The 17954-nt window shown below is 45.4% G+C and carries 17 protein-coding genes; 2 read left to right on the forward strand and 15 right to left on the reverse strand.

Annotated features, from left to right (window positions below; all coding sequences use genetic code 11):
• Nucleotides 1–4: 4 nt before the first annotated feature.
• Nucleotides 5–979 carry a DUF1852 domain-containing protein gene (locus R7Q39_RS13585; RefSeq protein WP_139059381.1) on the reverse strand — a complete coding sequence of 325 codons (975 nt, stop codon included), beginning with the start codon at nt 977–979 and terminating at the stop codon, nt 5–7.
• 1099 nt (nt 980–2078) lie between these two features.
• Here R7Q39_RS13585 and R7Q39_RS13590 point away from each other — a divergent pair.
• Both R7Q39_RS13590 and R7Q39_RS13595 read left to right on the forward strand, forming a co-directional pair.
• Nucleotides 2079–2996, forward strand: a complete 918-nt coding sequence (locus R7Q39_RS13590) for a leukocidin family pore-forming toxin (protein ID WP_005376731.1) — start codon at nt 2079–2081, stop codon at nt 2994–2996.
• A gap of 75 nt (nt 2997–3071) precedes the next feature.
• Nucleotides 3072–3755 (forward strand): topoisomerase I, encoded by a 684-nt coding sequence (locus R7Q39_RS13595; RefSeq protein WP_213872655.1) that lies wholly within the window; start codon nt 3072–3074, stop codon nt 3753–3755.
• A 65-nt stretch (nt 3756–3820) separates the two neighbouring features.
• Here the strand turns inward: R7Q39_RS13595 and R7Q39_RS13600 are convergent, their stop codons facing one another.
• The 14 genes from R7Q39_RS13600 to R7Q39_RS13665 form a co-directional block, all read right to left on the reverse strand.
• Nucleotides 3821–4525, reverse strand: coding sequence for an ABC transporter ATP-binding protein (locus R7Q39_RS13600; RefSeq protein WP_025767247.1), 705 nt, complete (start codon nt 4523–4525; stop codon nt 3821–3823).
• A 22-nt stretch (nt 4526–4547) separates the two neighbouring features.
• On the reverse strand, nt 4548–5831 hold the full coding sequence (locus tag R7Q39_RS13605; protein WP_215810334.1) for an ABC transporter permease: 1284 nt from the start codon (nt 5829–5831) through the stop codon (nt 4548–4550).
• Between the two features lie 2 nt (nt 5832–5833).
• Nucleotides 5834–7048: an ABC transporter permease gene (locus tag R7Q39_RS13610; protein ID WP_318076376.1), complete on the reverse strand. Its 1215-nt coding sequence runs from the start codon at nt 7046–7048 to the stop codon at nt 5834–5836.
• On the reverse strand, nt 7045–8316 hold the full coding sequence (locus tag R7Q39_RS13615) for a TolC family protein (RefSeq protein WP_170893494.1): 1272 nt from the start codon (nt 8314–8316) through the stop codon (nt 7045–7047). The genes R7Q39_RS13610 and R7Q39_RS13615 overlap by 4 nt, the downstream gene beginning before the upstream one ends.
• Complete coding sequence (locus R7Q39_RS13620) at nt 8309–9442, reverse strand: efflux RND transporter periplasmic adaptor subunit (RefSeq protein ID WP_005376722.1); 1134 nt, start codon at nt 9440–9442, stop codon at nt 8309–8311. The genes R7Q39_RS13615 and R7Q39_RS13620 overlap by 8 nt, the downstream gene beginning before the upstream one ends.
• Before the next feature lie 221 nt (nt 9443–9663).
• Nucleotides 9664–10230, reverse strand: coding sequence for a GNAT family N-acetyltransferase (locus R7Q39_RS13625; protein WP_005376715.1), 567 nt, complete (start codon nt 10228–10230; stop codon nt 9664–9666).
• A 3-nt stretch (nt 10231–10233) separates the two neighbouring features.
• Entirely contained in the window at nt 10234–10659 is a 426-nt protein-coding gene (locus R7Q39_RS13630; RefSeq protein ID WP_005376713.1) for a GNAT family N-acetyltransferase, read from the reverse strand.
• 19 nt (nt 10660–10678) lie between these two features.
• On the reverse strand, nt 10679–11434 hold the full coding sequence (locus R7Q39_RS13635; protein WP_005376712.1) for a class I SAM-dependent methyltransferase: 756 nt from the start codon (nt 11432–11434) through the stop codon (nt 10679–10681).
• Nucleotides 11435–11459: 25 nt separating this feature from the next.
• Nucleotides 11460–12092, reverse strand: coding sequence for a class I SAM-dependent DNA methyltransferase (locus R7Q39_RS13640; protein WP_258515651.1), 633 nt, complete (start codon nt 12090–12092; stop codon nt 11460–11462).
• A gap of 161 nt (nt 12093–12253) precedes the next feature.
• Complete coding sequence (locus R7Q39_RS13645) at nt 12254–12769, reverse strand: protein disulfide oxidoreductase (protein WP_005376704.1); 516 nt, start codon at nt 12767–12769, stop codon at nt 12254–12256.
• Nucleotides 12766–14877 carry a protein-disulfide reductase DsbD family protein gene (locus R7Q39_RS13650; RefSeq protein ID WP_005376703.1) on the reverse strand — a complete coding sequence of 704 codons (2112 nt, stop codon included), beginning with the start codon at nt 14875–14877 and terminating at the stop codon, nt 12766–12768. The genes R7Q39_RS13645 and R7Q39_RS13650 overlap by 4 nt, the downstream gene beginning before the upstream one ends.
• Before the next feature lie 65 nt (nt 14878–14942).
• Complete coding sequence (locus R7Q39_RS13655; protein ID WP_005376702.1) at nt 14943–15341, reverse strand: hypothetical protein; 399 nt, start codon at nt 15339–15341, stop codon at nt 14943–14945.
• 101 nt (nt 15342–15442) lie between these two features.
• Nucleotides 15443–16045 carry a response regulator transcription factor gene (locus R7Q39_RS13660; protein ID WP_005376701.1) on the reverse strand — a complete coding sequence of 201 codons (603 nt, stop codon included), beginning with the start codon at nt 16043–16045 and terminating at the stop codon, nt 15443–15445.
• 25 nt (nt 16046–16070) lie between these two features.
• Nucleotides 16071–17903 (reverse strand): sensor histidine kinase, encoded by a 1833-nt coding sequence (locus R7Q39_RS13665; RefSeq protein WP_318076377.1) that lies wholly within the window; start codon nt 17901–17903, stop codon nt 16071–16073.
• Between the last annotated feature and the right edge of the window lie 51 nt (nt 17904–17954).

The following is a 17954-nucleotide window of genomic DNA, read 5'->3' on the forward strand; positions in this document are numbered from 1 at the left end:
TCGATTACGCGTAGCTTGCAGACCATTGTTCAAGCACAGATTGATAAGGTTTGATGAAATGCTCCTCGGCAAATTTCCCTTGTTCAATCGCCAGTTGGCTGCGCTCTTCTCGGTCGTAAACGATTTGAGTTAGCGAGTGGTCTAGGTTTTTTAAGTTTGGCTGGTAGCAATTACCGGCAACCGCGTTGGCATTGTAAATCTCAGGTCGGTAAATCTTCTGGAATGTCTCCATCGTGCTAATCGTACTGATAAGCTCTAGGTTTGAATAATCGTTCAACAAGTCACCGAAGAAGTAGAATGCCAATGGTGCAACACTGTTTGGCGGCATAAAGTAGCGCACCTGTAAGCCCATCTTTTTGAAGTACTGCTCCGTCAACGAAGATTCGTTCGGCTGATATTCAAAGCCCAAAACAGGATGTTGGTTTTCGGTGCGTCGATATACCTTGTTGTCCGATACGCTCAGACAAATCACTGGCAGCTTTTTGAAATGCTGTTTGTAAGACTCAGAATTAACGAAAGCTTTGAACAGTTTGCCATGCAAATCACCGAAGTTCGCTGGGATACTGAACTGTGGCTGGTTTTTGTTGTGGTCCAACAGCAAAACGCTAAAGTCGTAATCACGCACGTATGAAGAGAAGTTGTTGCCCACAATGCCTTCGATACGCTCGTTAGTGTTGTGGTCAACAATGTTAGTTTTGAGCACTTCAATCGATGGGAATGCTTCTCCACTACCTTGGATATCCATATCAACAGAGATGATTTCAAGTTCAACTGAGTAGCGGTCACCTTGCGCGTTATCCCAATATGCCAACGCATTAAAACGATTATCGATCATTCGGAGCGCATTGCGCAGATTCTCTCGGCGGTAGTTTCCGCGAGCCAGATTAGCAAAGTTGGTAGTGATTCGCGTGTTGTCTGATGGTTGGTAATTCTCATCAAAGCGAATGCTTTTGATAGCAAATGTGAAATCGTTATTCATCGTGAGTTGGTATCCTATTTCCTTAGATAAAGCAGACTTTTCCTAACTCTGTGCATGGGGACATTTTTTGTTTTTTGGTTTTCCCAATCGTTAGGTTGCACAGCACTTACGACGAACGGTTCGTACAAAAAACGACCGTCGCAGTGCCTAACACCAGAGCAGTCCTTTTTTTATACTTGCTTCACGAGTTGAGTAATATTGGTATTGTTTCACATTGAACATGAAGGAAATTCATAGTGGCAGTTCCAACCCTGAGAGAGCTATCGTAGATACTGTTTTTCATTGACACCAATACACGTAACTTGGCGAGCATATTGCCAATATGTGTAATTAAGAAACGGATAAGAGATTAGCAGTACGTAAACCAGTTTAAGCCGAGAAAACGCATTGTATAAACAAGACGCCAACTAGAATATAGGACAGCGTAACTTAAATAGCACGTTTCACATCCCATCGTTTATTCAAGCATTCGTTTAATTAGAAGTACGTTACATTTTATATTCTCGAAACATGATTATTTAATTATCTTATTTATTTCTTTTTCTATCTTTATCATCTTAAACGTAAAGTTTAATTTCCTGCTGTAAAAGCACATATAACTTCATACACGAACATGACAACTTCATTGACGGACTTTATCACTCAACTATTACATTAAGCTCTAAAAAAATAATAACAAAAAACATAAACCACTGTTTTAATTTGAATTGAACTCATAAACCCGAGATAACCACATAACGATACTTTACTTAGTTTGGTATAACAAAAACCCTAAAAATAACATGGCTAACATTTATAAAATTCACTTTTATCAATAAAAAAGCTCAATATAACATTAGAAAGTTAAAATTAAGCAATAACTTAAAAAGGCAAGACTTAATAACCAAATTCTTATTTATTATAGTTGAGAGGTAAATTTAAAAACTATGAGACATTAATCCCACGAATCTATCCTTTTTCTTTTTTTAATAAAAAACAAGATGCACTATTTCACCGCTCATTTATTGAGCTTGAATTTATAACCTGTCCATAATTATAAAGTGCCCATCAAGATAGTTTAAAACAAAAGTCTTTATGGGCTGACTAATAGGAAACAATAATGGAAAAACAGCATCTTTCCGCGAGTATTATCGCACTCGCTTTACTTGGTTCTTTAGCACCAGCACATGCTGAAGATACATTGAAATCTTACACTTCGACGTTGCTTCAGCTTGATGATGGTGATGCACGCTCGAAAAAAATCCGCTTAATTTATTCTTTAGAAAATGTCTGGAACCAATCTTTGCTACCAAATGGCGCTAAAGAAGCCAAGTTGATCCTAAATGGCGGTTCTGGCTTCGACATGACTAATGTTCCAAACAAAGAACAAATCTATGGTTTTGCCACTGGGGGAGATTACCGTTACACCGTTCCAACGGCTTTTAAGCTGGCACTGAGCTATTTAAATGGCGCCCCTTTACGCCACATGAGCCATGCTCCCGAAAACACCATTGCAACGGCATCTGTCAGTGAGTCTCTAGATTTTAACCTTGGATTTAGTGCTTCTACTTCTCCAAATATTAGTGGGGGAATCTCCTGGAGCAACCGTGTAACGTACGACCAGCCAGAGTTTCAAACGGTTGCCGATTTTAACCAAGCTAACGAAAGCATTAATTGGTTAATTGAAAACAAGACTATCCGCCATAATACGCCAGCTAAAGACTGGTTATTGTATCGTTGGACCAGTTGTGACATGGGTAATTTGATTGATTACAATGAGTTACCTGTCGTTATGCGTTCAGATTTTAAACCACAAGTCGGCGTCGTATATAGAAAAAATGACATTCAAGATGGCCTAGATACATCAGAGGTCAAGCTGGTTGCTGGTTGGCGAAAAACCAATTACTACTTTGGTCGCGACTGGTGTAGCTGGTATACCACTCCAGAAAATACCTGGAAGAAAAATCGTGATAGCAGTCAATGGACAGAGACTAGCCGAGCCGTAACTATCTCTTGGAATGACGATCTCTACCACTAACTTATTAGCCTGCGGCCACGGAATAAATAAGTGGCCGCCGTATTTACTAATGAAATAAACGGTAAGACATGACACATGACAAGTAACAAAAAACTCTTGACTGGATCGGCGCTAGCACTTGGTGCAGTACTCGCCATATTTCTGATTAATTCAAATAACAAGAATGCCCAGACCGAACCTGTTGCAAGCCTTGATGAGCAAATCAAGACAGAAGACGCTGCGACAATAAGTGTAACGCCTCCTGAGAGCGATGCTGCTCAAGAGGTTGTTACCGCTCCAACACCACTAAGTCGCAATGATGATACTTCCGACGTCATTCCAGCTACACCTTGGATATCTGCCCCATTAAATGAACTGAGCAATGAACTGTACGATTTTATTGAAGCTGAACAGGTAAGTTACATCAGTACGACCGACTATCCATTCGACGAGAAAAAGCAAAAACAATTGCGAACATTAGCTAAGCAAGGGGTTCCTATCTTGTTTGACAATACGGAGTCATCCTATTTGGATAGCTACGGTGTCAGCGAAACCAAAGTCGTATCAGAGTATTTTGGTACGGCGTCTGAAGGTGATGTCATCATCGCTACCGGAGTACAGAATGCAGATGGCAGCATTCATTATCTAGTTTTGCCTTTGAAGAGCAAAGATCTCAACGATAACAGTAAATTGATTGAGGACACTAAGCTCGCAATCACTCTACTTAAAGAACAAAAGCATGACTTGATAAAAGAGAGACAAAACGAACATCGCGAATAAAAGTAAAGGGAGATAGCCTCTGTATCGCTATTTCCCTTAAAACTCAGTTCTCAATTAAGAAAAGCTCATTTCTCCCTACTTACCGGCACCCTATCCGAAATCACCTTGCCGTCTTTGATGGTGATGATGCGTTTAGTGCGCTCTGCCAGAGCGTTATCGTGCGTCACGATGATCAGCGTTCTACCTTCGGCGTGGAGTTGGTTGAACAAGGCTTCAATCTCTGCGCCGGATTTTGAATCCAATGCACCCGTTGGTTCATCTGCTAAGATGATTTGCGGATCGTTGACCAAGGCTCTTGCAATCGCGACCCTCTGTTTTTGACCACCAGAAAGCTGGTTTGGTTTATGGTCTAAACGATCCCCTAGCCCGACTTGCTCTAGCAATTTAGCTGCGCGCTGGCGACGTTCTTTGGCTTTGATACCAGAGTAAACCAACGGCAGTGCCACGTTATCAAGCGCCGTCGCGTATTCCAATAAGTTAAAGCTTTGGAAGACAAATCCGATCTTTTGGTTACGAATGCCAGCCAGCTCATTCGCACTTAAACTTGCGACGTTTTGGCCGCCAAGTTGGTACTTGCCATCGGTGGGCTTGTCTAAACAGCCGAGCATGTTCATCAACGTTGACTTGCCTGAACCGGACGGGCCAAGAATCGAAAGAAACTCGCCTTGATTAATGGTTAAGTCAACGCCGTCTAGCGCGCGAACTTCCGCCTCCCCGCTTGAGTAGTATTTACAGATGTTGGTCAGCTCAACAAGCGGCTTGTTCGACATGTTCTTTCCAGAGTTATTGTTGTTATTCACTTTGTAGCGCCTCCAACGGGCTGACTTTTGCGGCTCGGTTTGCAGGTAACCATGCAGATGCCACACCAATGATCACTAAGGTGAGGATGACAATCGCGACAACGACCCACGACAACTCAGGGACAGGTTTACCTAGTTGTTCATAAAAAGCATTGCCCTCTAAAGGAATGGAACTGATGGCAGACACCAGCGCGTACGTAACGGCTAACCCAAACGCCCCCCCCATCATCATTGTCAATAAAGACTGCACTAAATAGTGCATGCGAATAGCCGTTGGTGTTGCACCGACTGCCATGCGCACACCGATATCACGCGTAGATCGCTTTACGGTGGCATACATCACATTGGCGATGCCAACACCAGCAACAGCTAACGTCACGAAGCCGATAATGCCAAGGAAACTCTGCAAACCTATCAGAAACTGCTGCATACTCTTTTGCTTAAGGAACATATCATCGACTTGGACGACCTGTTCATCACTGACACTTGCCCCGTGTTTACGGGCAATCACTTGCCTGATCGTCTTTGCTAAGGCTTCTCGGTCTACATCCGCTTGTGGCTGCACATTGATGCCACCAATTTCACCGTTGACATGAAATCGCTTCCACGTCGCTAACGGCACAAAGCTAGAATAGTTGATAAGATCCCCCAGTTCTATTTGGGAGCTGTTTTTCTCCAATACGCCCACAACAGTGAACTCCTCATTGCCGATTTTTACCTTTTTCCCCACAGGGTTGACTTGCAATGTGACTGTCGCAAACCAACTAAAGTCCTCATTAGGGTTGAATAAGTCGGCTGCCAGTTCATAACCCAGTACAACGACTTTGCGCGTCTCTTTTTGATCGAGTGGGTTTAACCATCGTCCCCCCGCCATCGGCACCAAATTGGTCATGGATTGAAACTCGCTCGTGACCGCTAACGGCTCTTGCCACGAGCTTCTGTCACCAACGGTGATGCGCTCTTTCCACTTCGCCGTTGGCGCAACGCTTTTTACATCGGGTAACGCTCGAACAACCTCTGAATCGTCCATTTTTAGTGTCAGAAACTTACCTTGGTGAAAAGCACCGTGGTCGACGGTGGCCATCCCTCCGGTCAAATAAATCAAGTTGCCGTTACCATTTTGTGCGGTTTTCAATACGCCCTGACGAATACCCTCACCTACCGCCAACATAGCAGCGATACAAAGGGTCGCCCACGCTACTGCTAGAATGGTCAAACCCAGTCTCAGCTTTTCTGCGGCCATTTCTTGGAAAATTTGTCTCATCGGTAACAACATGGCTAAGCCCTCGCACTCAAAGCAATGACTGGCGTGAGACGTGATGCTCGCCTTGCTGGGAAATACGATGCCATCAATGCCAAGATAAGCGTCACAAGTAAAGACCAAGCAATGGAATCTGGCGTGGTCACAGGCAAACCAATCCATTCCGGTAATCCCATGCTGCTTAGGACAGATACCACGGCATACGAAAACATCAGACCTAATGCCGTGCCCACAGCTACCAAAATAAGCCCCTCAAGAATAAACTGACTGAGTATGGATTTTTGAGTCGCCCCGATCGCCAAACGCACACCGATTTCACGCGTGCGCTCAGTGACGGATAAAAACATGATGTTGGCAACACCAAGCGCACCGACCGCCATGGTCATCGCACCGCTCGCTCCGAGAAAAATCTGAATGCCACGCAAAATTCCACTGATGACCGCCGCACCTTCACTAAAATCGGGTAATTCGACCGCATCTTTATCACTTGGGTCAAAATGAAGCTGCTTGGCGAAAAAGTTCACAATATTTTGTCGAAATGACGATGCATCCATCCCTTCTCTCGGCTTCATCAATACCATCCAAGGTTTCGCATCCCACAAATCGCGGTACGTTGTTTGAGGAATGAAAACCGTGCGGCTATCGCCGAATGAAATGCCAGTGTCCTCACCAACGGTTATCCCAATCACCAAAAACGGAATGCCGTTGACTTTGAGCCTATCCCCGATTTGGATTCCGCCCATTTGCGCAATTTGATCGCCTAACACTGCCACGCGAGTGTGGTTGTCCATATCACTTGGTGACAGGTTTCTCGAACCGGATTGCAGCTTGCGTTGCATTAAAGGAAAGTAAGACGTATCAATACCGCTGACCGTACTCGATAAATTCTGTCCTTTGAGATTGGTGATATTCGCATCCCATTTGGCGTAAACGCTCGACGCCTGTTGCACAAAGCCTGACTGTTTGATCATGTCGACTTTTTCTTGTGGAATATCAATTTGTCGCCTTGAAGGTAACCCTTGCCACGGTTTACTGGTACTCGACGGAAACACCACTTGCACATTGTTGATCATAAATGAAAACGACTGAGTCTGATGGCGATAAAAGCCTTCGCCAAGTGCGATTAACACCACCACAGAGATCACGCCCCAAGCAATCGCGATAATGGCTAGAACGCTCTTCATGCGGTGCGCCATCAACGTTTGCCAAGTTTGTTGCAATAGGCTGCTCATGAATGAAAAGCCCGAGAGATCAACGCCATGGTATCGTCATCGAGTTTCCCTGCGGTTTGCAGTAAGCCGATTCTCTTACGCCAGTAGCTGTACAAGTTGGTTTGCAGACTGTTTTTCGCCTCAAACAAGCTGTTGTGTGCGCTGATAACTTCCGACACTTCAAGCAGGCCAGCGTCGTAAAGTTTCTCTTTGCTTTGCAACACTCTGGCGCGCGACTCAACCAGCTCGTTCGCTATCAAAACTTGATTCCAGTTGATATCGACCTGCGTAAACTGCTGAATAACTCGTTTCTGAATATCAATTTCCACTCTATGCATATCTTGCTTGGCGCTTAAAATGTTCAACGATGCTTCGTCCACTTTCGCTCGCACTGCACCATTGAGGTCAATCGGCAAACTCAAACTAATCCCAGCGTTAAACTCGCCGTTTGAACGACTATCACCATCGCTGTAGCCCACACTGCCTTTGACGGTTGGGTAGTATCCACCTTTAGCTGAATCTTTCGCGAACTCGCTCGCTTTCACCATCTGCGCCGCCACCAACAGCTCTGGACTACTGTCTTTCGCCAGCTTTAGCCATTGCTCCTGAGAGTCCACCAGCATCGGTGGCTGAATCAAAGAATCCGTTCGAATTTGGTCGACACTCTCCGGCATTTGATTGATTAACGCCGCAAGCTCTGCTTTTTTCACTTCGAGATCGGCTTTTGCATTGAGGATACTTGCTTGCTCAGAAACTTGATTCGCTCGCATCTCTTCAACATCAACCGACTTCACTTTGCCTGCTCGATAGCGTTTCTCAATGATGTTGAGAAGTTCTTTCCCCTCCTCCAGCTTGGACTGTGCCAATTTGAGGTCGCCCTGTGCGCTTGCCACATCTAGGTAAGCGGTGAGCAACTTCTGCGCAAGCTCGTTATGTGATTGAGATAGCTCTAACTGTGCTTTGAGATAATTGGCATTCGCTTGATCCAGTTCCGACCACAAGCTGCTATCCCAAATAGTTTGAGATAAGGTAGCGCCGTAACTGTTCGAATGGCTTGAGGACTCATTCCAATCCGCTGACGCACTGGCACTTAAACCCGGCAATAACGCACTGCGGCTACTCTGTACGCCAACCTCGCCAAGCTGGACGCCGATTTTCGCTTTTTCGTAATTTGGATCGTTCTGCTTTGCTTGTTGCCAAGCTTGTTCAATAGAAATTGCGTAGGTCGGCAAACTGAGCGTGGCAGCCAACAATGCAAAGGCGATTGTTGATCGTTGCAGCTTAACCATGCGCCGCTCCCATCATACTGTTGTCGATAACCTCTTCATCAAGCTCCACGCCGTCAAGCACTTCGACATTGATGCCATCTGACAGACCGAGTTTCACAGGTTGTTTATGAAACCCTTGTTCTGAGCTATCGGGGATCAGAACATTCGGTGCGTCACCATCAAATTGCAGAGCGCGCTCCGGTAGAGTGAGCACGTTTTCAGACTTCTTCAGAATGATTTGAGCCGTCGATGAAAAACCAGAACGAAGCAACACATCTTGTGGGATCTTGAGTTCTCCCACTTCAACCTCAAAACCGTTATCAAAACTTTTTGCAGAAGCATTGCCCTCTGGTGAGTTAAGGTTCTCAGATTGAATCGCCACTTTGGTTAGCACACCAGAAATCGCCACATCAGGATAAGGCGCAACCGTCAACATAACGGGCATTCCCGGAGACAACTGCGCAGCATCATGCTCACTGACGCTACCTTTAAAAATCAGACTGTTCATGTCGGCCAATGACATCATTTCAGTCGCGGCTTGGCTTGATTGAGTCGAGATGATCGGCTCTCCGACCTCAACTTTCTGGTTGAGTACCGTGCCATCAATTGGCGCGTAGATCGTCGACGTTAAACGCGCATCACCGATAGACGCCTCACCACTGCGGATGAGTTCGAGATTCTGGCGCTTTTGCAATACGTCCGCTTGCGCAGATTTGACTGCCGAGCGCGCACTTACGTATTCGTCGTAGTTACTTGGAATAATGTCCTGCTTGACCAAGCTTTCTAAGTTGGACAGTTTTTGTTTGGCGGATTCCAGATCGGCTTCACTACGCATGAGTTCTGCCGATGCATCCGTTAATGCTTGGGGGGTTGGGTTTGGACGCACTTTGATCAGCGGCTGGCCTTGCTTCACCTTTTCACCAACTTTCGCGTAAATTTCACCGACGATACCGTCGATTTGTGACTTGATAGACACGGAGTGTGCAGGGACAATTTTACCAACAGCCACCGCTTGTTTTTCAATCGTGCCTTTTTCCACAATCAATGTAGGCAGCAATTCTGGTTGAGCGGCAGATTGGAGATAGAAATACGTACCACCGCCGAGCAGCGCAATGCTCACAGCGGAGACAAGCCAACGTTTCGTCATTATTTATTCCAACAATTATTGGGTAGTCTAATGACTACTCCTAAAACACAAAGTTGAAGGAATAATATCCTGCTTTAATAGCGGTATGGTTGTCACAGTTGGTATGGTTTTGTCAGTCGCCTCTGACAATCAAAGACTAAAAAATCTCGACGAATCATTCAGCAAAGACGCTGTCTACGATGGCGACTAACATGCTCTGTAACCGCTCGTTTCAACCGCTATCAATTTAATTCTGAACAATGTGCAAAATGGCGCTGTTCGATATCCTCCAATCGCATATCCATACAGTCTTGCGCCTCACGTCCTAGAGCAGGAAAAACTGCATGCGCTTTTAAAATGCCTTGGCTGATAAAGCCGCATTTCTCCAACACACGGATACTCGCGTGGTTGCCAATATGCGGGGCGGTGCGAATGCGCGTTATACCCAAGCTTTGCAGGTAGACAACGCCAAGTTTGCAGGCTTGGGTTGCATAGCCTTTTCCCCGATAGCGAGCAGAAATACCAAAATGGATTTCACTGCTGTCTTGCTCAGGTATCAGCACCAGACAACCAATAGGAGTTTGAGAAGTGAGTTCTTCAATAGCGAAGACTAAGAGATTGGGAGACTTTTGATCATATTGAGCACACCATCTTTCGATAGCTTCAAGGGTTTGATTAACATTTTGGTGGGCTTGGCGATTGAGGAAGCGGCATGCTTTCTCATCGCCTAAATAGTTTTCAAACAGGGGAGCAGCGTCTGTTGTTTTGAGGTATCTGATTGCCACTTGTTGAGATTCAACTCTCATCATGATTTAGCTCTGATAAACATTCGGTTTCCAGATTTGCATAAAGTTTTCTACTGGAGCAATAGGAGTGAACCCAAACTGTTCGTACAACCCATGAGCATCGCGGGTTGCAAGCATCATACGGCGTAAGCCTTGTAGTTCTGGATGAGCAACAATTTCTGAGATCAACCACTTACTGATGCCTTTACCACGGTGTACCTCCATAACAAACACATCGGCAAGGTACGCAAACGTGGTACGATCGGTAATTAACCGAGCAAAAGCAACGAGTTGATTTTCATCATCCAAAACCGCGAAACAGAACGAATGGCGCAATGACTTCTCAAGGCGTTCTCTTGGAATGCCCTTTCCCCAGTAACTGTTTGAAATGAACTCGTAGATAACGTCTAAATCCATGTCATCTAACGACGTAGTAATTCGAAATCCTTGCATTGTATCCCTCAACATTGATTTATATTTTCTTAGCCACACAGACAAGCGAGTTGGCATTCGCCTCAAATGCTTGCGCTGACCAAGACTGGTACTTCTCTATGATTCTGAATCCCGCTTGTTCAAGGAAAACCTCTATGTCTTCCAGCGGACGATATTTTAAATCAATGCTGGAATACTCAATCGTTCCACCTTCAAAATGGCGCTCTTTCTTCAAATACATGATGGATGTTTGCAAGTCATACTCGGCCTTCATACCGAAATAATTCACTTCACCATAGGTTGGAGAAACATAGGTTTGCCACAGTGCCATCTCATTATCCAGTTCTAGATTCTCTGGCGTTGGTAACCGCGTATCGAAGACAAATCGCCCACCTTTTTCGAGGTGTCTTGATATTGAGCTCAGTGCACCTGCTAGCATCTCATCACTTAAAAAGGCTTGGAATGCATTCCCTGTCATTATGGCTAGGTCAAACTTCTTACCTAACGAAAACTGGGTTGCGTCGAGATGAAGAAAACGCAAGTTACTCCTGCTTTTGGCTTTGTCCTTTGCGTGTTTGAGCATCCCTTCAGAAATATCAATGCCAATGGCTTCGTTGAGTTGCTCAGAGACTGGAATCGTGACAATGCCGGAACCACAACAGACATCCAGTACACTTCGAGCATTGGTTTCTTCGATTAACCTTGTGATAAAAGCAATGTCGTGATGGTAATGCTGGTCGTATTGAGCATCGTATTCAATGCCAGACCCGAACTCGGTTAAATCTTGTGTTTTCAAAAACAATCCTTGTTTGTTACTTATTTCATCGGTGTGACTTTTTCAGCTCTAGCATCAAGTATCGACACACATAACCAACACCAGATACGTAACCAATCACATTTTCTAGGGAAACCACTTCCAACCCCGCTTGCTGACAGAGTTGCTCAACTTCACTTTCGGTATATGCCGTATGCACGACCGATCCACTATAAGTATTTCGAGGCAAATCTTGTCCATCCGGATCGTGGTATTGAAAGCTGATAAAACATCGTCCATTCGCAGTTAGCTTATGCGAAATGCACTCCAGAAGTTGTTGAGGCTCTGCTAGAAACTCAGTAAAACCAAGTGCGGTGATAAGGTCGAAGGTTTGTTCAAACAAAAGGGAAAATGGCTCATCGAGATTATGAACCGCGACGCTTTGATAGAGGTTAGTTTGGCGCGCTTGATCAACCATTTTGGACGAGATGTCTAAGCCATGGATGGCGAGTTCTGGATAGTGACTTTTTACGACATGGCCGATACTGCCAGTCGCACAGGCTAGGTCGAGAACCGAGCCTTGCTCGATGGGAAAGGTTTTTAACTTCTCAGAAATCCAACGTGGACCGACGTAGTGACTGTCATCCACCAACTTTTGATAACGATCCGACACATCATCATACATTTTTGCTACGTTCATCGTTTCCTCCTTGATAACCAGAACGATGCTCGAATGTAGCACGCAATAAGCATCTAGACACTTATTGGTTAACTAGTTCTTTATGGTATGTGACCGACTGGTTGTTTAGGACAACAAAAAAATCCGATACTCAATATTTTGAATATCGGATTTTTATAGCGTTATCGAGCTAACCAAATTCTCGCTAGTATTCCTATCGGAGTGGTAACGCCAGTTGTGACAGAGGAAATTTCACCATTTCTTAAAACATAAATGGTTGGGGTCACGCTAATTTTCCATTCGCGCATAATATCGCTTGAAGGATCGTTTATGTTTTCGAAACGATATTCTTTTGCCTGCATAAACTGCGCCACACGCTCATTTGGCCCTGATGAGCCAGAAACACCAACTAAGGCATAGTCATCACTCAGCCAGCTCACGCTTGGGCTTACAAATTTACAAGCGGGACACCAAGTCGCCCAAAAATAAACAACGACAGGTTGTTCATAACTTTGCGCGATTGCATCGAAGTGTTCACCATCGCTCAATACGGAGCTCAATGGTGGTGACTCCTGTTTAGGAATATCTTTGGTGCGATACCAATCCATCACGATGGAAATGACGGTGACAATGAGCACCATCTGTACGATTTGAACGAGCCAATATCGGAATGTTCTACGCTGCTTTGTCGAACTCATTGAATGGATCCTCCACTCGCTTGTTTCACCGCGCTTAAAACAACATCATCAGTCAGAATCACAGGTAACGGGATACCTTGTCGCGCTGCCGGGCCATAGACGATGTTAAACGGCACACCGTAACGCCCATGAGCTCGTAAAAAGTCAGTTACCGAGCCGTCCGGATGTGTCCAATCCCCTTTTAACATCGCTACATTAGGGCTTTGCAGCAATGAGTAGACAGGATCTTGCCAGATCACACCGATCTTGTTCGCTTTACACGTGACACACCAATCCGCAGTGACATCCACAAACACCACTCGCCCATTATTGACGTGATCTTCAATCGCCGAGTTAGAAAGCTTCTGCCACGCTAAGTCCTCAGGAAGCGGTGTCGCCCATTGGTCGGCAGTGACACTACCAAGTAACAGGCCACCAGCTATCAACACTAATGACGCAGTTCCGGATACAGCAAGCGCTTTCTCACCATACACTTTCTTAACTCTTGCCATCATTACAACAAAAGCAGCCACAGCGATAAGTGCAATCCATAACATCGGAACATGATTTGCCATTAATGAAAGTAGCCAAACGCTGGTTGCCAACATCATTATGCCAAACACTATTTTAACGACATTCATCCACGAGCCAGGCTTTGGTAGTTTCAGCGCGATACTTGGAAACACAGCGACTAAGATCCAAGGCAGTGCCATACCCAATGCTAATGCTGTAAAAGTTGCAAATAACGTTAATACGTCGGCACCCAAGGCAAACGCCACGGCTGTTCCCAGGAAAGGCGCGGAGCAAGGCGTCGCAAGCAATGTGGCAAACATACCTTGAACATAGTGACCAACTAGGGAGTTATCACCTTTCGAGGCCAGCCATGTATTGGTACCCGATGATAGACGGATTTCAAACAGCCCCAGCATATTGGCCCCAAACAAAGTGGTGACCAACACCATAAAACCTAAGAACCAAGGGCTTTGAAATTGCACGCCCCAGCCAATGGCATTACCTGTTAGCTTGAGCACCAAAATAAAACCAGCGAGAATCCAGAACGACGTTAATATACCAAGTGACGAGGCAACAAACTGAGCGCGAATTTGACGACGCTCGATACCTTGAGCGGCAACAATACTACTTAGCTTCATCCCCAAAACCGGAAGAACGCAAGGCATAATGTTAAGAATTAAACCGCCGAGCAACGCGAATAGAAAAACACTCGTTAGAGACGTGCTCGGCAACGGTTCAACTATTGCCTCAGCAGTTGCTTGAGTGGTTTCTTCTGCTAGTAAATTGGTGTCTTTGATGGTCACAAACAGCGACTGATCATCTAACTCCACATCGCCCAGCCAAGTATCAACGATATAGCTCGCGGTGACGATGTTTCCTTCTTGATGCATTCCTTCAAGCTTGAAGCTATAGTCTCGCGTTGCTTCATCGACACCATCCACCAGCACTTGTGGTTGTTGCCAACCCTGACTGTTCTTTAGCTTGATTTGTAGTTTCGATTGGTTCGCATCCCAACTCGCCTGAGTAACATCAATAAACGGCGATGGCTGCGGCACGTTGCTCACTGCTTGAGCGTAACTGAACATCACGCCTTCATCGACTGTTAGATCAGAAGGCAAGAACGTCAATTGAATTTGATAGTCCGTCAGCACACAAATCGTCGTACAAGAAGAAAGTGTCAGTACCGCATCAATCGTGACAGGTTTGGACATGTCTTCGACGTGCAGCGTCATGGGGAACAAAGTGTCGCCTTTATACCCAAGAGTCTCGATACCTAATAGTTCGAATTTTTGTGGGTGCGGCCATTGCCAATCCACTTTGGATAAATTTTGTGAATTTTGCCAATCAATAGATGGTGCTACGCCGCCCTCACCAGGTGAACGCCAGTAAGTTTTCCAGTCCCCAGCCAACTTGACGTCCAGATAACCAGTGATTGTTTTGGCTTGCGGATCTTGTTGACCAGTGAGCACAAAGCGCGTTTGCACTGGAGGATGTTGTGGGTTGGTCAGCCAACCTGTATCAGTAGTTTGAGCTGAAACACTCAGAGAGAGCAAACTCAAAGCAAGCGTCATAAAAAACATGGACGCAAACTGAGTCAGTTTAGTAATTTGATTCATAGTGATTCCTAGTTATAAAGACAAAGGTGCTAAATAACTGACGCTAGTGGTCAGAAAGCACGCTTTTATTCTCGGAACACACAGAAAGTCAGATGGACTCGATACTTACGGCCTATCGGTTCCGTCCAATGTTGCGCACCAATATAGGCACTGCACAACCAAATTGCCGAAGCAAAAAGACCGACAAACAGAACAACAATAAATACATCGAGTTGATGTTGAGAAAACTGAATTAACTTTTCAGACAATTCGCACTTGCTAGTTTCTTTAGTATCAATCGACTTGACGCTCGAACGCTCATCAGCAAGTGAAACCGCGGGCGATTCCGTCTCATATTTCATAGAGCATGACGATGCAAAGCCTGAATTTTGCATCAGACACACAACCACCACCCAGCCAATAATCGCCAGTAGCCATTTTGCCCGCTTATGTGGCGTGTGATGTCGTTTAGTCAACAAACTCATAAGAATTCAGATAAGTAAGAACGAAGAAGATAATACGCGAGTCGTCATAAAGCTCAAGTTGTATCCTCTAAATAGCCTTAAGAGGCTTCACTCGGTAAGCTTTAATCTAGCTTGCCATAAATATATGCCAACTCTGCGACGGTTTTTGCCGAGAACTTCTTCAATAGATTAGCTCGGTGTACTTCAACCGTTCGCATTGCTATGCAAAGTTCGTCAGCAATACGAATATTGCGCTTTCCTTCAATAATCAAACGTAAAATGTCTTTTTCTCTAGGTGTGAGCGATTCATAAGCCGATTTAGCTGCTGCCATATCGAGGTTTGTGGCAGACTGCGCCTGTCCCTGCAAAATGGCTCGTGCCAGTTCATCGCCTTTGACTGGTTTTTGGAAGAAATTGACCGCCCCAGCTTGCAATGCATCGACCGCCATCGGAACATCACCATGCCCTGTCAGATAAATAACGGCTAGCGGGCTGTTGGCTTGATTTAAAATTTGGTGCACTTGCTGACCACGAAGGTTGGGCATTCGGCTATCAAGGATCACGCATCCGGCCTGATGAATGTTCACTTCGTCGAGAAAAGATTGCCCATCAGCAAAAGTCGTCACCTTGAACTCATGCTCTTCCAGCATAAAAGCGAGCGAGTCACGCACCGATTCATCATCATCGACTACAAAAACAGGTAGCTGCTTTTCACCGCTGCTCATTGAGTGCTCCTATGCCTAGTTCAGATTAGTTTTGATATGGAAACACAAGCTCAACCAAACAACCATGTGGTGCTATCGAGCTGATGACAAACTCGCCACCATGCATTTCCATCACATCGCGACAAATGGCTAACCCCAGCCCAAGCCCTTCTTCTTTGCTACTCACAAACGCTTGAGTCGGATTCTCTTGCTGCAACCCTGTACCATTGTCTAACACTCGAATAGAGAGTTGACTGATTTGGTAATCGCAATGCAGGGCAATTTTACCTTGATAACCTGATGAGTGATATTTCTCTTGGAACAAAGTACACGCATCAATCGCGTTGCTGATCACATTAACTAAAACCTGTTGTACGCCAACTGCATCGACAAGTAATGGACGAATGTTCCCTTCTGTACTGGCCACAATAGAAATGTTTTGCTTCTGCATTCGAAAATGGAGTAACTCAATCGTGTCATCAATGAGTACTTGAAGATCGCACGGCGCTTTGTCGACACTACGCTTGCGGATCAACGTTCTTAATCGCTGAATAATTGCATCGGCTCTTTCAACTTGGCCCTGTATTTTCTCAAGTACAGGGACAATATCTTCATGTGGGCGTTTTTTGGCCAAGCGAAGTAAACCGCCTTCACTATAATTGCGAATGGCTGCCAATGGCTGATTGAGTTCATGAGCAAGACTAGTGCCGATTTCTCCGACAATCGCGACCCTTTGTGAATGTTCTAACTGTTCACTTTTCTCTTTTAATCGTAACGATGTCTGCTCCAACGCTTGCTTACTCTTGCTAAATCGATACTCAAGCCAAAAGTGGTACGCGTTCAACACAATCACAAACATGAACAGAGCCCATGCCCATTCTTGATGACTACGCAGCCAGCGTAGAGCCTCACTCCACCAGGGTTGTTGCAACGGATGGAGATCCAACGCCTGATAAAGTTTGTCGATGCTCAGCAAGCTGACGGGGGACGTCCAACCTGACGCGCCTGCCGCAATAACCGCAGGGTGTTCAGGTGGCATCGCTAACAATGCTTGCGCAATCTGTTTGGCGATCTGAGCTGAGCCGCGCTCTGTTTTGGCAAATGACCAGTTAGGATAAAGCGGTGTGGAAACAGCGCATAACGAGCGCTCGTTCGGCTGTTGATTTAAAACTCGGTAATTACCCGGTTGTAAAAGCCCTTCACTTAGCATCTGTTCCAATAAACAAGCAGGGACGACGGCCGCTTCCACATTACCATCACGTAATTGATACAGGTTGGCATCAATAGGAAAACCAAGATAGCGGACATCAGAAAAGAAATCGTTTGGATTAAGCCCCATTTTGACTATTTGATAGCGCATCGTTAGATAACCACCAAACGCTTTTTCTGATACCGCCGCAACGGGACGTCCTGAGACATCTTGCACCGTTTGATAACTTGAATTGGCTCGAACCACAAGCGCCGAACCAATGCCGTAATTCGAGTTTTGTGGGGCTCTGCTGGTTAGCGTTGCCATCCACGACAGCGCGTATTGCCTGCCCAATCGCACTGCCTGACCTGGGTTGGTTAAGATGAAATCCATGGTCTGAAACTTCACCGCTTCGCCCATTTCATCCAAGTTAAGGGGATGAAGGACAAAATGCACATCGGAAATTTGCTGATTGAGCCAATCAATGGTCGGTTGCCATCTCTGCTCAGCATAAAGATGGCCGCGTATCGCTAACACGCCCACTTCGACTTTTTGCTTGGCCTGTGGCTGCTCTGCTTTTTGCTCTTGCATTCCTTGCAGATCTGCTTGTTCAGAAACTGCGCCCTGAGTCAAAGATGCAAAGGCAACTAAGCAAAGAATCCAAAGCTGAAGCCACAGTGCTTTTTTCATGATGAGTCGAATCGTTCCGTCAAGAGAGTACGACAAGAATAACAGCTACCT

The sequence above is a fragment of the Vibrio sp. 947 genome, assembly GCF_033339115.1.
In the GTDB taxonomy this organism is placed as follows: Bacteria; Pseudomonadota; Gammaproteobacteria; order Enterobacterales; family Vibrionaceae; genus Vibrio; species Vibrio alginolyticus.

Excerpts from the sequence above, each read along its gene's own strand:
- R7Q39_RS13585 (WP_139059381.1), bottom strand. The coding sequence starts at position 979 with ATGAATAACGATTTCACATTTGCTATCAAAAGCATTCGCTTTGATGAG.
- R7Q39_RS13590 (WP_005376731.1), top strand. The coding sequence starts at position 2,079 with ATGGAAAAACAGCATCTTTCCGCGAGTATTATCGCACTCGCTTTACTT.
- R7Q39_RS13595 (WP_213872655.1), top strand. The coding sequence starts at position 3,072 with ATGACAAGTAACAAAAAACTCTTGACTGGATCGGCGCTAGCACTTGGT.
- R7Q39_RS13600 (WP_025767247.1), bottom strand. The coding sequence starts at position 4,525 with ATGTCGAACAAGCCGCTTGTTGAGCTGACCAACATCTGTAAATACTAC.
- R7Q39_RS13605 (WP_215810334.1), bottom strand. The coding sequence starts at position 5,831 with ATGTTGTTACCGATGAGACAAATTTTCCAAGAAATGGCCGCAGAAAAG.
- R7Q39_RS13610 (WP_318076376.1), bottom strand. The coding sequence starts at position 7,048 with ATGAGCAGCCTATTGCAACAAACTTGGCAAACGTTGATGGCGCACCGC.
- R7Q39_RS13615 (WP_170893494.1), bottom strand. The coding sequence starts at position 8,316 with ATGGTTAAGCTGCAACGATCAACAATCGCCTTTGCATTGTTGGCTGCC.
- R7Q39_RS13620 (WP_005376722.1), bottom strand. The coding sequence starts at position 9,442 with ATGACGAAACGTTGGCTTGTCTCCGCTGTGAGCATTGCGCTGCTCGGC.
- R7Q39_RS13625 (WP_005376715.1), bottom strand. The coding sequence starts at position 10,230 with ATGATGAGAGTTGAATCTCAACAAGTGGCAATCAGATACCTCAAAACA.
- R7Q39_RS13630 (WP_005376713.1), bottom strand. The coding sequence starts at position 10,659 with ATGCAAGGATTTCGAATTACTACGTCGTTAGATGACATGGATTTAGAC.
- R7Q39_RS13640 (WP_258515651.1), bottom strand. The coding sequence starts at position 12,092 with ATGAACGTAGCAAAAATGTATGATGATGTGTCGGATCGTTATCAAAAG.
- R7Q39_RS13645 (WP_005376704.1), bottom strand. The coding sequence starts at position 12,769 with ATGAGTTCGACAAAGCAGCGTAGAACATTCCGATATTGGCTCGTTCAA.
- R7Q39_RS13650 (WP_005376703.1), bottom strand. The coding sequence starts at position 14,877 with ATGAATCAAATTACTAAACTGACTCAGTTTGCGTCCATGTTTTTTATG.
- R7Q39_RS13655 (WP_005376702.1), bottom strand. The coding sequence starts at position 15,341 with ATGAGTTTGTTGACTAAACGACATCACACGCCACATAAGCGGGCAAAA.
- R7Q39_RS13660 (WP_005376701.1), bottom strand. The coding sequence starts at position 16,045 with ATGAGCAGCGGTGAAAAGCAGCTACCTGTTTTTGTAGTCGATGATGAT.
- R7Q39_RS13665 (WP_318076377.1), bottom strand. The coding sequence starts at position 17,903 with ATGAAAAAAGCACTGTGGCTTCAGCTTTGGATTCTTTGCTTAGTTGCC.